Here is a 12,181-nt window from a genome sequence, read left to right on the forward strand (position 1 = left end):
GCTTTTTCTATGGCTAAAAGGAGTTACCCACCACTGACCGGAGGAATAAAGGCAATCGTATCTCCCTCTGAGATCGTTGTATCCTCGGGCGCAAATTCTTCATTAATTGCCATCATACAACTAGTCACTCGATCAAGCGAATATTCAGAGCGTACTTTTTCTTTCACTTCTCCTAAAGTCATTCCGGCAGCTGCGAGTCTCACTTCATCCGTTCCAATTGCTTCCTTCAATCCCGCAAAAAATAAGAGTGTATTCATTTGATTTCCTCCTTTAACGGAACTCCCGGCCGCACCTCTTTTTGGTCTCCAATCCACTCTTCACCGTCTTCCCAATGCTCTTTTTTCCAAATTGGAACAATCTCCTTAATTCTCTCTATTGCATAACGACTGGCTTCATAAGAATCGTTCCGATGTGGTGTGGAAACAGCGATCATTACAGCAATATCCGTAATAGCAAGACGTCCAACCCGGTGGGCAATGACTACTTGCGCGCTCGGCCATTGTTCTTCAATTTCTGCTGCGATTTGTTCCAGTTTCTTTTCAGCCATTTCTTTATATGTTTCATACTCTAGATAAAGAGTACGTTTACCTTTCGTGAATTCCCTAACTGTGCCAATAAACGTATTTATAGCACCAGCCTCTCTTCTGATTACCCTTTTTGTCACTTCTTCAACCCCAATAGGTTCAGTTGTAATCCAACAACGTTTCTCCATCATGCCCCCTCCTTCGCTAAACGATAGACTTCAGGTAAGCGCTTTCTCCACTCTCTGAGCGGTATGGCAGGTAAGGATACTTGATTCATCAAACGTTCATCCCAGCAAATGACTAATTGGATATTCGTCACCTGACCAAGCAGAGGCAGGTCTTCTTCCCTTTTTATAATGACAGCCTTAGGAAAGTGTTCCTGCTTGTATCCTTCCACAGCAATTAGATCCGGAGAAAAATGCTGATATATCTCAACAAGTTGTGTCAGTGGGAAATCATCTTCATGTGATAATTCAAGCTGGAACCTGCGAGGGCTGTCCACCCCTGTCATAAAAGCCCCTGATTCATGCAAACGGTAACTATCTGTATCAAGATGCATGACCTTCAGCGGTTCCTCATGACCATGATGCTTAATTGCAGCGACTTTCTCTCCTCGATCCGTGCCATAGGCAATCAAATCTGAAAGTAAAGAGGTCTTTCCACTGTTTTTGTACCCGACAATCTGAAAAACCGGCGTTTCGGCCATTCGTCTTCCCTCCTTGGTAATCACTCGCACATGTTCAATGAAAATGGGCTTGGATGATGTGCACTGGACCGCGAACGGAACAGAAAAGGCAACCGCCGGATCTATTTTCCTTTGTCTATGTAAAAACCCCTACCGTCGTTCACACGGCAGGGGCATAATTTCCATAAATCAATCTGGAATTCCAAGAGCTATCTTCGCATAACGACTCATACGATCTTTGGTCCAAGGTGGATTCCAAACGATGTTGACCTTAATTTCATTCAATTCAGGCAAGTCAGCGAGAGATCGTTTAACATCCTGTTCGATATGACCCGCAAGCGGGCAGCCCATCGCAGTTAGTGTCATCGTTACCGTTGTATCGCCATTGTCATCTATATCGACGCCATAGACCAGACCTAAGTTGACGATATCAATGCCGAGCTCAGGGTCAATGACATTCTCAAGGGCACCCATTGCATTTTCTTCAAGTGCTGTTGTACTCACATTAGTTCCCCCTTCACAATTCTTCAAACTCTATTATAAACAAAAATTCAAAGAGAATAAAATATTCCTACTGGTTACAATACTAACTCCAACCAATTGACCATTTCGAGCACAGCAAAACGACTGACTTTATGATCACGACCGACCTCTCTCAGAAACCGAATGTTTTCAGGATTCTTGTATTGATCGATGGCTTCATTATAAAAATCATAGGAATGCTCAAATGGAACAACTGGATCCGCATCACCATGCCAGAAAAACAATGGACGCCCATAAAGTTTATCCATTTGCTTTGAAAGGTCAATACCTTCAAGTGACTGGTATAGTTCCTCAAGATCTGCTTCTTTCAAAGGAAGTGTGACCCCGGAATTCTCTACATCCTGTATAAGCTTTTGGGCAAATTCAACGGGCTTTGGTGACCCCATCATGACAGCAGAAGCTTGAATCCATGGATACATGGTCAATGCAGCACTCGTCGTAATACCACCCATCGACGTTCCACCCACACCGATGCGCCGATCTTTGATTAGGTCCTGGCGGTCGAGTTCATCTTTTATATCTTGAAGTTCTTTTAAATTTTGATACACGATATCCCAAAACTTGAAGTTCAACTCCTGCTTCGGCAGCTCTTCGTCACGCTCGCCATGATGAGCGCTATCAGGCAGAATGACCCGATACCCCTTCTGTGCAATAAGATAAGCTTGAGGCAAGTTATGCTCTTTTGCGGAAGTAAACCCATGGAAGTAAATGAACACGGGCAATGGCTGGTCTTGTTTCGTCGAATCGACAACAGTTAGAGCGGGTACATTTTTATAAGTATTACGGTAAATCCCAATCATTGTTCCTATTTCCTTTCTGCAAAAACTTTACGTTTTGTTTAAGATGTGTTTATAAATAGTATATATAATATGTATCGTAACACTGCCATCTTTAATTGGAAAGTGTTAGGTTGACACAAGGGAAATTCTTTACAATCCACCGTTCTCCCCGATAAACTATACATACAAATGAGGTGAAGGATTATGGAACGACATCTGATTGCTTTAGATTTAGATGGCACATTATTAACCGATAATAAAGTCATTAGTGAAAAGACAAAGAATACCGTCCTCAAGGCTATGGAACAAGGTCATATTGTCGTCATAGCTACAGGCAGACCACACAGAGCGAGCATCGATTATTATCATGAACTCGGGCTCGAGACACCAATGGTCAATTTCAACGGGGCCCTGATTCACCATCCGAAAGACCACCGTTGGGATGCCATTCATTCACCTTTAGGGATCCGTACCGCTCATAAAATCATACACACCTGTCAGGAACTCGGTGTTAAGAACATTCTTGCTGAAGTGAAAGATGAGGTGTATCTGGATCAATATGATGAGGAAATTATGAGTATTTTTCAAACAAAAAATGATCCCATTACCGTCGGTCGCCTACAGTCAAACTTGAAAGATGATCCGACATCCATTCTCATCCATCCGGAAGAAGAAAAGATCCAAATGCTTCGCAAAGAACTGGACGATCACGCTTCTCTGATCGATCACCGTAAATGGGGCGCTCCTTGGCATGTCATTGAAATCGTGCGGGCAGGTATGAACAAAGCTGTCGGTCTGGATAAGATCGCCCGTTATTTCCACGTCCCGAAGGAACGCATCATCGCTTTCGGAGATGAAGACAATGATTTTGAGATGATTGATTATGCCGGTGTCGGTGTAGCGATGGGAAATGCTATCAATGAACTGAAGGACCTCGCTAACCACGTCACCCATTCAAATGAAGACGACGGAATAGGTGCCTTTCTTGATGACTATTTAAAAATAAACAAACGTGCCATATAAGGTACATTTTTCCTAGCGTAAAAAACAGCCCTCCTGCCATACTAAGCTTGAACGTGAAAGCGTTCAGGCTTTTTTATGACAGGAGGGTCTTGTCATGGAGCAGCAAAAGAAAACCAATCGTAAACAGGATCGCTGGACAGAAGTTCGAAAATTCGACGAGAGCGAGATGGAGCCGAAAAGGCTTTCAGAAGCGGATCGTAAAGAAATCGAATCAGACCAGCATACGGTAGGAGGGTTTTAACCATGGAGAAAAACCTTTTTGAAAACGCACGCGATGCGGTCAACCGTTTCACCCAAAAACGTGGGGGCAAACACGACGCGACTAGCCAACATGATATGGAAGCCGCGAAACAAGCGATTCAGTCTGCCTATAGCCAATGTTCTCAAGAGGAGAAACAACAGCTACAGCAGTTTGAACAAGAAGTGGAAGCTCATCACAACAACTTACGATAACCATCGTAGAGGATCAGGCCGGTCAACGGCCTGATCTTTTTTATTATAAACTCCCATTTCTTGAAGACTCCGTTTCGAGCTTCATGGAAGTGTGAGATTTCAACTTCAAGCCATGTGATGAGGAGGCTCATCGCACTCACGCGGAAAGCGAGTCATTCTCCGCATCCCCATCAACTCAACAAAAGTCTCTAAATTGAGTTTTCAACAATCCTGCCATATTGTTGAAGAACTATGGGTAATAATAGGTGTTTTCGTTTGAGTGTAGTTTATGAGTTATAAACTTGTCTTTACGGGTATATAATGAGTACCCCCTAATGATTTTCTAAATACATCGAAGCGCCCGATTGAGTGCACAATCGGGCGCTTCGATGTATTTATAGACAATTGGTTGCTTTAGACTATCCTCCTCTTTTCCTTATCACCTTCAGACCATTCTGGAGTACCATAAAGAGAGGAGGAATAAACCATGGGTAGTAAAAATAACAAAACCTTCACCGGTTCCTGGATTGTTGCAGCAGGGACAGTTGCTTCAGCCGTAAATGCGTCGATCAATGCCCATACAGGTGACGATGGTGAAGGTCTTGATCTCATAGGGAATACACTGCAGGCCACTGGAAATGGACTCATTGCGGATGAATCAGACTCCACCCTCTCTGCATCAGGAAATATCATTCAAGCAACTGGAAACTCAACCATCATTTACAGTATTCTAGGGAATTTAGATAGAAGAACCAGTCTGAATCTGGTTATAAAAGGGAATTTGTTACAAGCACTGGGAGGGGCTGTTGGGTTTTCAGAAACTTACGAGGCGGAACCTTCTTTGACGAATGTTTACAAATTAAATGGAGATCTCTTACAGGTCGTTGGAAATTCTATTCAGGCGATTGCTGCAGGACGCGAATTGAAAGAAATGGACGCCAGCCATTTTGCTGCACTTGGAAGTTGGATACAGGCGATGGGAGCCATCATTGTAGCCCTTGCTATCACGAAGCAGGAATGGAGTAGAGCATAGAATACATAAAGGCCGGGAGAATTCCCGGCCTTTTACTCGAATCGATAATAAGACTTTTTCAAAGTAAATGCATATAGGACATGCCCAATCAACCAATAGAATATCGCTGTCCCATCTGTCAAAGCAGGAGTCTCTTTAATGGCTAGGATCGTTAGCGGTACATAGGTCGTAGCAGCAATGGCTGTAAGGAGAATGGCAAGCCCCCACCGGTTCCGATTGGTTTCCTTCAACTTACGCATAAAGGCATAACTATACAGGATGCCAATGATCCAGGATATAACCATGTGGAAAAGCCATTCCATCAAAATCGGCCAATCAATGTTACCTATGACCGGGATAAAGTCCACATTCATAAGCAGTGTGTACACTTTCTTCCCCGTTATCTGCTCTACAAACCACATATACAAACCAAGAACAATTCCTGATGTTGTTCCTATAAAGACTCCCCATCGAATCATAAGCATCCTCCAAGGTTTTAGTAGGCTTCCTGTTTCCTAAGTTCCCTTAATAGCATCTCCAAAACCTGCCTGAGCTCTCGATAATCCCCTTCAAGCATACGAAAGTAAAGAGCCCTCATAAAGTGTTTGCTGTTATTGATGATGATATCTTCATTCGGGTCCTGCCAGCTGTCACGGATATAAAGCAGTGTTTCCAGCCACTCTACCCGCTCGGCATGGCTGATCTTACCAAACATTTTCATAACCGCGGTCACCATCCGCTCTTCCTCATCAAAAAGGTACGGATGATCGATAAGAAACTGCTCTCTAATCACTGGCAGCATTTCAAGAATTTCTTCTCTTGTAATTTCTTCACAGGCAGCCACACTGTAGATGGCATCAGCTGCATGGGCCATGGCATGTGCCCATCCTTTATCTTTCACGTACCCGCGGTGATCCTTTTCTTGCTGCATATACTTTTTCAAATGGCCCCATACACGATGGACTTCTTCTTCCTTTAAAAAAGATGAATCTCTGTGTTTTTCCATGATGGGCGAAATTAACAATACAGAAAAACTTCGTTTAAACACGGCATCCTCTTCTTTTTTAGAGGTGCCAATCCGGTAGAATAAATAATTTTTGTTCAAAACCGACTGTAGAATATTCTTTAATTGTTCATTTGTATAATGACCTCGTTCAATAAACTTCGTGAATATGGAATGGATCAAATCATCTCGCAGAACAGGATGGACAGATCCGATTTTTTGTAGCATCATAGTGGTGAGCTCTTGTAAGTTTTGACCTTCAGGCAGCGTGTAATCATTATCCTTGATCGGCTGTAACACTTCAATCAGTCTTGATTCCATCGCACACACCTCCTAAACATTGCTCTCATTGTACCACATATGATGGCTAATCATGTAACTAGGTGGTTCGTAGTTTTGAAGGTTATTATTTTTTGATAGAATAAGAAGAGACGGAATAGAGGAGGATACTTTAATGGCAATTCAAGTACAGGAAACACCCAACCCTAATGCGCGAAAATTCACGACTGAGTCTATGATTTTTCAAGGAGACGGAAGCGTCTCTGTCATGCCTGGTCAAACAAGCGAGCATAAAATTATGAACGATTTGATGGAACTTGACGGTGTCGATAACGTTTTCGGCTTCCAAAACTTCATCACAGTCAATAAACTCCCGCAGGCCGAATGGGATGAGTTGACTCCCAAAGTGATGAGTACACTAGAAGAATACGGCTATTAAAAAAAATCCGCCATGATGGCGGATTTTTTTATTCTTCCGGTTGGAAGTTTTCTAATGGGATGTAATTCACATTGGTCGGACTTCCATCTTGTGCACTTTCTTCAAACAATGTAAGGGTCAGAGTCCCAAACATCGGAAGGTCTTCTTCGGGAATATCAATCTTAAGCTCAAACGCAGACCATGAAGGAGCACCTTCATCGACTTGGAAAGCTGTTGGTTCTATTTGCACATTATGACCGTCTTCTACACTGTATAGGAAGCTTCCTTCAAACACACGCGCCTCCCCATTAACTACATAGGAACCATTTTCTCCTGTGACGGTTAGATCACGAAAAGCTTGGCCATCTCCATCATGGTGAGACGTTGGTGCTTCTTTTTCAGATCCCTCTCCCTTTTCTTCGTCCTCTTCAATGGTAAAGCTTTGAGTCACTTGGAAAGGATTCGCTTCTAAAGGCTGATCATTGATGGTATTCACAAGAAACGTCATGGTTGCCTCATATGTTCCAGGTTTTTCAATCCCCGTCCACGTTTCTTTCACATCAAAGACATCTCCTTGCGCCAACTCTTCTGTCGTCAATGCCTGTGTGAACATTTTGTCAGCAGAGAAGGTGTACGCACTTTCTCCTGCTTCATTCTTCACCTGCACTTCATACTTTTGACTGGAAGTAAATCCAAGCGTAACCGGCTCTTCCCCTGCATTTTCCAAGGAAAAGTTGAAGGTTGCGGTGTCTGCTGTCGTGTCAACCGTTGCGTCCATAGCTATTTGTTCAATCAAACCTTCCATATCCACCTCTGGTTCCTGTTCAGATGGTTCCTCCGTCATTTGATCATCCTTTTCTTCTCCACTTGCTTCATTTTCTGTTTCATTAGCACATGCTGCTAACGACAGCATCAGGGCTCCTAACAAAATGGCCAAAAACTTTTTCATGACCCCACTCCTCTATTCTTTTCTATTTATTACATGAGTCGTTTGTTTATGAAAAAAGTTACACTATTGGTCATCTTTTCTAAAGAAGCCGAAAATACCTGTGGTTTGCACAATGTTCGTGAACGCTTGAGGATCGACCTCCTGAATAATATGCTGTAAATCATAAAGTTCATATCTTGTGATAACCATGACGAGCATATTCTTATCCTGCTGAGTGAAAGCTCCTCTCGCTGGCAATGTAGTAATACCACGCACCATGTGCCCATGGATCGCTTTTTCTAAGTCGGCTGCTTTCGATGTAATGATCATCGCCGTTAATTTCTCGTGACGTGTATGAACAGCATCAATCACCCGTGTAGTCACATACAAAGTCAGCAACGTATAGAGCGCATTCTCCGGTTCATACAATAACCCTGCAATCGCAATAATTGCACTATTAAGTATAAGAAAATAAATGCCGATCGGGCGGTCTTTCATACGGGACAATACCATAGCTACAATATCAAGACCACCGGTGGAAGCACCCCATTTCAAGGTAATTCCAACACCCATTCCGCCGATGACTCCACCAAACACCGCATTCAAAATGATGTCCTCAGATAATTGCTGGACAGGAATCAATTCAAGAAATAGTGTGGTAAAAGCAACTGATATGGCGCTGTAAACGGTAAATCCTCTTCCTACCTTCAACCAACCAAGAATAGCGACTGGAATGTTAAGTAAGAATAGTAGAATACCTGTACTAATCGGTATGCCGGCGAAATCATTTAAAATACTTGTGAGCAACTGGGCAACCCCTGTAAACCCACTCGCATAAACATTTGCTTCAATCAAGAATAAATTCAGCGAAACCGCATTTAACACGGCGCCGAACAGAACAATCAAGATACGTTTTATTTCAACAGTAAACACAAGCGGACCCCCTAGCCTAATTTCATCTATTCATTTTTATCACCGTAGTAGAGTAAAATCAAGATAATTTTGGTAGAATCGTGTAAAGTTTTGTCGGATAGTTTGCAATCAGTATATTTTGACTATCTCATGGTTTGTGCCTAAACTAAAAGTACATCCTAAAAATAGAAGGTGACGCGTATGCATGTACAAGTATTGTGTGATTCTGCAAGTGATTTAAACCAAGAAATATTCCAGCGGCTTACTGTCCATTCGCTTCCTTTAAAAGTCATCATTAACGAAGAAGAATATGAAGACGGAATCGACATCACTCCAAAAGAAGTCTACGAACGGATGCGGAATGGGGAAGCACCTAAAACCGCCCAAGTATCCCCTCAAGCTTTTCGAGAAACGTTTACTACTTTAGCTGAAAAAGGACAGCCTTTCATTTATTTTGCTTTTTCTTCCGAACTATCAGGTACATACCAAACGGCAAAAATGATTGAACAAGAGGTAAAAGAAGAATATGAGAACGCCCAATTTGATGTCATTGATACAAAAGCCGCTTCCCTCGGCTACGGTTTGGTAGTTCTTAGGGCTGCAGAATTAGCGGAAGATGGTGCATCCTACAATGAGGTTCTTGAACTTGGACAATACCATGCGGCTCATATGGAACACATCTTCACCGTCGATGACCTGGAATACTTACAGCGGGGCGGTCGTGTAAGCCGAACGGCTGCATTTGTAGGCGGCTTGCTGAAAATCAAACCTCTCCTACATATGGAGGACGGTAAGCTCATTCCTCTTGAAAAAATCCGCGGGTCAAAAAAGGTATTAAAGCGCATGCTCGAAGTCATGGATGAGCGTGGAGCAGATCTCCAAAACCAACGCATAGCCATCAGCCACGGGGACGACGTTGAGAGAGCCGAGCAGCTCGCAGAAATGATTAAAGAAACCTACGGAACAAAAGAAATTCACATTGATTATGTGGGAGCAACAATTGGAGCCCACGCCGGACCAGGCACCATTGCCCTATTTTTCTTAAATGACACTTATAAATAAACATTCCCAAATAGATGTAACCCTACTCCCTTAATTACGACTAATAACTAAAGGCGCAGGAAAGTCGGGGTGCTCTTTCTTTGGAGCGTTCCTTCTTCTGCCTTGATAAGTCTAATTAGGGGGCTTTTTATGTACAGAAAAGGATTACCATTCTTACTTATTTTCACCCTCGCCATGCTGCTTGCCGCATGCAGCGGAGAAAACAGCACCGAAGAATCCACCAGCGAAAGTAGTTTTGACCGTGCCAATGACTCGATGAACACAGTGACAGAAGATGCATCAAAAAATGGGCTGGCCGATGCACCTGAAGCAGCTGAAAATGTAACCGAGCAAACGGAAGCTCAGCAGGAAAGAATGATGATTTACGAAGCACACATCGACCTTGAAACCAAAGATTTCGATAAGTTCCAGCAAAAGCTCCAGACACAAATGAATGAACATGAAGCTTATATGGTGGAAACGAATGTACAAAAGACCGAACGTGGGAACAGACAAGGTCATATTCGCATTCGGGTACCTCAACCAAATTTTGAAGACTTACTAAGTGGGTTCGAAACGATATCAGATCAAATCAAATCCAGGAATGTCAACAGTAGAGATGTGACAAAGAATTACGTGGACCTTGAATCCAGGTTAAAAGCAAAGGAAAAAATCGAAGCAAGGCTTCTAAGTTTTTTGGAAGAAGCCAGTGCAACGGAAGACTTAGTGGAAATATCCCAGGATCTTGAACGTGTCCAATCAGATATCGAATCTCTTAAAGGGGAGATGAACTACTTAGAAAATCAAAGTGATTTTTCCACCATTACTGTTTCCTTTACTGAAACCAAAGTCCTCGTTGGTGGAGTTGATCAAGGAGACTTGAATACGTGGGAACGGACAAAGCAAGCCTTCTTCAACAGTATCAATGGGATCGTCAACGTCGCTTCCTGGTTGTTCGTAGCAGCCATAGGTTACTCTCCAATCCTTGTACCGGTCATCCTCATTGTCTTGGCTATTTGGATATGGCGTCGAAAGAAAAGAAAAAGCGAATCTAATGAAAAATAATGGAAATAAGACATTCACCAAGAAAATATCTAAAAAAAACAGACCTCGTTAAGGCCTGTTTTTTTATTTATTGTTTATCCGCTTTACGATTCTTCAAGCTGATCACTGTAACCGCTATAACAAATAAAGAGAGTACTCCACCAACGAACCCTATAAACAACCAGTTGTAGCCACTATTTGGCTCAACAATGAAGACATCGGCTGTTTCACGTTCCATTCCTAACCGGTAGGATCCATCACTTTGCTGACGGACGAGACCATCATGAAGCAAGCCCCTCAACTGGTGATCATCCTCCAGTCCTTCCAAGGTCGTTGTTCGGGTTTCTTCCGCATTATTGATGGCAATAATCATGGCATTACCTTCATAGGTGCGTTTGAAAACGGCAAGTCCATCCTCATTATACAATTCGCGGTAGTCTCCTCTTGTGAGGGCTGGAAACTGCTCTCTCATCGAAGTCAGTTTCTCTATCCGTTTTTTCATTTTTTCATCCCCGGCCTTAAAATTCATCATCGGGAGGTTTTGTGGATCTCCCCCATCATCTATCGGGGTTTCTGTTCCATAATACAACACAGGAATGCCCGGTGCCGTAAATGCATGCGTCAAAGCCAGCTGCCACCTGGTGATAGGATTTTGTCCTTCTACAACAGCTTCATGTGTGAAACGGGACACATCGTAAAAGTCCAGCTGGTGCGGCTGTGTATGATTCTCTTCTATTAAAAGATCGTTTAAAGAGTTTCCAGCTTGACTAAAAGCTTCTCTTGTCACAGTTCTAAACAAGTGATCTTCATCGATTGATGAGGTGTACACAATTAGTGGACTATCCTGTAAGGACGTTTCACTTAAATCCGAACCATCCGTGATGACCCTGAAACCATCTACCCCTGTTTCTTCTTTCCAAAATTCCATCGTTTCTTTGAAATAAGCGGCTACACTTTCATCATTCACATCAACCTGAGGCAATTGATTAAACCAGGGGTGCTCGCTTACTACCTCTTCCCCTGTCAGCCACGCGGACCTTGCATCGTTCTCTGTCCACGGATGGTTTTCAGACACAAATCCAATAGGAAGATCAAAAATCACTTTGATATCACGCGCATGAGCCTCTTCCACCACTTGTTTCGCTTCTTCAACAGTCCCGAAATGTTCTTCCACATTGCGGAAGTCTGAAACATGGAAACCGTGGTAGCTATCTTCATCATTCTGCATGATCGGGGAGAGTTGAATCGTAGTAAACCCCAATTCTTTTATGTAATCCAATTGATCGACAATCCCTGATAAATCACCGCCATGGTAAGCGTTTGAGTCTCCCAGATCTACGCCCTCATTGTTGTCCATGTCTCCGTTCATAAATCGATCGACAACAATATAATAAACGCTTTCATCCTGCCATTGCTTCTCTCCGCTTTCTTCAGCTCCTGCCGCCAAAGGCAACCCCAGCAAAAACGGGAGGCATGCCAACAGCATTATTGCTCTTTTCATCTTCCGTGTCCCCCTTACAGATGTCATACCTCATTCTAGAGTAGCCTTTCCTACCTT

General features: G+C 43.0%; 17 protein-coding genes. 7 read left to right on the forward strand and 10 right to left on the reverse strand.

The features are described 5' to 3' along the window. Nucleotides 1-23: 23 nt before the first annotated feature. The 5 genes from moaD to J0K78_RS16045 form a co-directional block, all read right to left on the reverse strand. On the reverse strand, nucleotides 24-257 hold the full coding sequence (gene moaD, locus J0K78_RS16025; RefSeq protein ID WP_206947943.1) for a molybdopterin converting factor subunit 1: 234 nt from the start codon (nucleotides 255-257) through the stop codon (nucleotides 24-26). Further along, nucleotides 254-715, reverse strand: coding sequence for a molybdenum cofactor biosynthesis protein MoaE (locus J0K78_RS16030; protein ID WP_206947944.1), 462 nt, complete (start codon nucleotides 713-715; stop codon nucleotides 254-256). The genes moaD and J0K78_RS16030 overlap by 4 nt, the downstream gene beginning before the upstream one ends. Continuing rightward, complete coding sequence (gene mobB, locus J0K78_RS16035; RefSeq protein ID WP_206947945.1) at nucleotides 712-1,230, reverse strand: molybdopterin-guanine dinucleotide biosynthesis protein B; 519 nt, start codon at nucleotides 1,228-1,230, stop codon at nucleotides 712-714. The genes J0K78_RS16030 and mobB overlap by 4 nt, the downstream gene beginning before the upstream one ends. A gap of 168 nt (nucleotides 1,231-1,398) precedes the next feature. Continuing rightward, nucleotides 1,399-1,683 (reverse strand): metal-sulfur cluster assembly factor, encoded by a 285-nt coding sequence (locus J0K78_RS16040; protein ID WP_089654274.1) that lies wholly within the window; start codon nucleotides 1,681-1,683, stop codon nucleotides 1,399-1,401. A gap of 104 nt (nucleotides 1,684-1,787) precedes the next feature. Then, nucleotides 1,788-2,552 carry an alpha/beta fold hydrolase gene (locus tag J0K78_RS16045; protein WP_206947946.1) on the reverse strand — a complete coding sequence of 255 codons (765 nt, stop codon included), beginning with the start codon at nucleotides 2,550-2,552 and terminating at the stop codon, nucleotides 1,788-1,790. Nucleotides 2,553-2,735: 183 nt separating this feature from the next. Between J0K78_RS16045 and J0K78_RS16050 the strand changes: the two genes are divergently transcribed. The 4 genes from J0K78_RS16050 (at nucleotide 2,736) to J0K78_RS16065 (ending at nucleotide 5,019) form a co-directional block, all read left to right on the forward strand. Then, complete coding sequence (locus J0K78_RS16050; protein WP_206947947.1) at nucleotides 2,736-3,554, forward strand: Cof-type HAD-IIB family hydrolase; 819 nt, start codon at nucleotides 2,736-2,738, stop codon at nucleotides 3,552-3,554. A 94-nt stretch (nucleotides 3,555-3,648) separates the two neighbouring features. Beyond that, complete coding sequence (locus J0K78_RS16055; protein ID WP_202412394.1) at nucleotides 3,649-3,795, forward strand: hypothetical protein; 147 nt, start codon at nucleotides 3,649-3,651, stop codon at nucleotides 3,793-3,795. 2 nt (nucleotides 3,796-3,797) lie between these two features. After that, nucleotides 3,798-4,007 (forward strand): DUF3813 domain-containing protein, encoded by a 210-nt coding sequence (locus J0K78_RS16060; protein ID WP_089654266.1) that lies wholly within the window; start codon nucleotides 3,798-3,800, stop codon nucleotides 4,005-4,007. A gap of 466 nt (nucleotides 4,008-4,473) precedes the next feature. Then, nucleotides 4,474-5,019: a DUF6944 family repetitive protein gene (locus J0K78_RS16065; RefSeq protein ID WP_206947948.1), complete on the forward strand. Its 546-nt coding sequence runs from the start codon at nucleotides 4,474-4,476 to the stop codon at nucleotides 5,017-5,019. A 32-nt stretch (nucleotides 5,020-5,051) separates the two neighbouring features. Here the strand turns inward: J0K78_RS16065 and J0K78_RS16070 are convergent, their stop codons facing one another. Both J0K78_RS16070 and J0K78_RS16075 read right to left on the reverse strand, forming a co-directional pair. After that, nucleotides 5,052-5,477, reverse strand: a complete 426-nt coding sequence (locus J0K78_RS16070; RefSeq protein WP_206947949.1) for a hypothetical protein — start codon at nucleotides 5,475-5,477, stop codon at nucleotides 5,052-5,054. A gap of 17 nt (nucleotides 5,478-5,494) precedes the next feature. Beyond that, nucleotides 5,495-6,322: a DUF2785 domain-containing protein gene (locus J0K78_RS16075; RefSeq protein WP_206947950.1), complete on the reverse strand. Its 828-nt coding sequence runs from the start codon at nucleotides 6,320-6,322 to the stop codon at nucleotides 5,495-5,497. 133 nt (nucleotides 6,323-6,455) lie between these two features. Here J0K78_RS16075 and J0K78_RS16080 point away from each other — a divergent pair, with 133 nt between their 5' ends. Continuing rightward, entirely contained in the window at nucleotides 6,456-6,719 is a 264-nt protein-coding gene (locus J0K78_RS16080; protein ID WP_160911972.1) for a NifU N-terminal domain-containing protein, read from the forward strand. Nucleotides 6,720-6,747: 28 nt separating this feature from the next. On the opposite strand, the gene J0K78_RS16085 is transcribed toward J0K78_RS16080, so the two are convergent. Together J0K78_RS16085 and J0K78_RS16090 are read right to left on the reverse strand one after the other, a co-directional pair. Next, complete coding sequence (locus J0K78_RS16085; RefSeq protein ID WP_206947951.1) at nucleotides 6,748-7,647, reverse strand: BsuPI-related putative proteinase inhibitor; 900 nt, start codon at nucleotides 7,645-7,647, stop codon at nucleotides 6,748-6,750. A 63-nt stretch (nucleotides 7,648-7,710) separates the two neighbouring features. Further along, a complete protein-coding gene (locus tag J0K78_RS16090; protein WP_206947952.1) occupies nucleotides 7,711-8,559 on the reverse strand; it encodes a YitT family protein in 849 nt (282 codons plus the stop codon). Nucleotides 8,560-8,739: 180 nt separating this feature from the next. Here J0K78_RS16090 and J0K78_RS16095 point away from each other — a divergent pair, with 180 nt between their 5' ends. Beyond that, the gene (locus J0K78_RS16095) at nucleotides 8,740-9,600 is read left to right on the forward strand and encodes a DegV family protein (protein WP_206947953.1); all 861 of its coding nucleotides are present in this window, start codon (nucleotides 8,740-8,742) and stop codon (nucleotides 9,598-9,600) included. A 129-nt stretch (nucleotides 9,601-9,729) separates the two neighbouring features. After that, complete coding sequence (locus tag J0K78_RS16100; protein ID WP_206947954.1) at nucleotides 9,730-10,644, forward strand: DUF4349 domain-containing protein; 915 nt, start codon at nucleotides 9,730-9,732, stop codon at nucleotides 10,642-10,644. Nucleotides 10,645-10,711: 67 nt separating this feature from the next. Here the strand turns inward: J0K78_RS16100 and J0K78_RS16105 are convergent, their stop codons facing one another. Next, nucleotides 10,712-12,124: an alpha-amylase family glycosyl hydrolase gene (locus J0K78_RS16105; RefSeq protein WP_206947955.1), complete on the reverse strand. Its 1,413-nt coding sequence runs from the start codon at nucleotides 12,122-12,124 to the stop codon at nucleotides 10,712-10,714. Between the last annotated feature and the right edge of the window lie 57 nt (nucleotides 12,125-12,181).

Source organism: Halobacillus sp. GSS1 (assembly GCF_017307035.1).
Classification (GTDB): domain Bacteria; phylum Bacillota; class Bacilli; order Bacillales; family Halobacillaceae; genus Halobacillus; species Halobacillus litoralis.

Bases quoted from the DNA above. Each gene is read 5' to 3' on its own strand.
- moaD (WP_206947943.1), bottom strand. From the start codon at position 257: ATGAATACACTCTTATTTTTTGCGGGATTGAAGGAAGCAATTGGAACG.
- J0K78_RS16030 (WP_206947944.1), bottom strand. From the start codon at position 715: ATGATGGAGAAACGTTGTTGGATTACAACTGAACCTATTGGGGTTGAA.
- mobB (WP_206947945.1), bottom strand. From the start codon at position 1,230: ATGGCCGAAACGCCGGTTTTTCAGATTGTCGGGTACAAAAACAGTGGA.
- J0K78_RS16040 (WP_089654274.1), bottom strand. From the start codon at position 1,683: ATGGGTGCCCTTGAGAATGTCATTGACCCTGAGCTCGGCATTGATATC.
- J0K78_RS16045 (WP_206947946.1), bottom strand. From the start codon at position 2,552: ATGATTGGGATTTACCGTAATACTTATAAAAATGTACCCGCTCTAACT.
- J0K78_RS16050 (WP_206947947.1), top strand. From the start codon at position 2,736: ATGGAACGACATCTGATTGCTTTAGATTTAGATGGCACATTATTAACC.
- J0K78_RS16055 (WP_202412394.1), top strand. From the start codon at position 3,649: ATGGAGCAGCAAAAGAAAACCAATCGTAAACAGGATCGCTGGACAGAA.
- J0K78_RS16060 (WP_089654266.1), top strand. From the start codon at position 3,798: ATGGAGAAAAACCTTTTTGAAAACGCACGCGATGCGGTCAACCGTTTC.
- J0K78_RS16065 (WP_206947948.1), top strand. From the start codon at position 4,474: ATGGGTAGTAAAAATAACAAAACCTTCACCGGTTCCTGGATTGTTGCA.
- J0K78_RS16070 (WP_206947949.1), bottom strand. From the start codon at position 5,477: ATGATTCGATGGGGAGTCTTTATAGGAACAACATCAGGAATTGTTCTT.
- J0K78_RS16075 (WP_206947950.1), bottom strand. From the start codon at position 6,322: ATGGAATCAAGACTGATTGAAGTGTTACAGCCGATCAAGGATAATGAT.
- J0K78_RS16080 (WP_160911972.1), top strand. From the start codon at position 6,456: ATGGCAATTCAAGTACAGGAAACACCCAACCCTAATGCGCGAAAATTC.
- J0K78_RS16085 (WP_206947951.1), bottom strand. From the start codon at position 7,647: ATGAAAAAGTTTTTGGCCATTTTGTTAGGAGCCCTGATGCTGTCGTTA.
- J0K78_RS16095 (WP_206947953.1), top strand. From the start codon at position 8,740: ATGCATGTACAAGTATTGTGTGATTCTGCAAGTGATTTAAACCAAGAA.
- J0K78_RS16100 (WP_206947954.1), top strand. From the start codon at position 9,730: ATGTACAGAAAAGGATTACCATTCTTACTTATTTTCACCCTCGCCATG.
- J0K78_RS16105 (WP_206947955.1), bottom strand. From the start codon at position 12,124: ATGAAAAGAGCAATAATGCTGTTGGCATGCCTCCCGTTTTTGCTGGGG.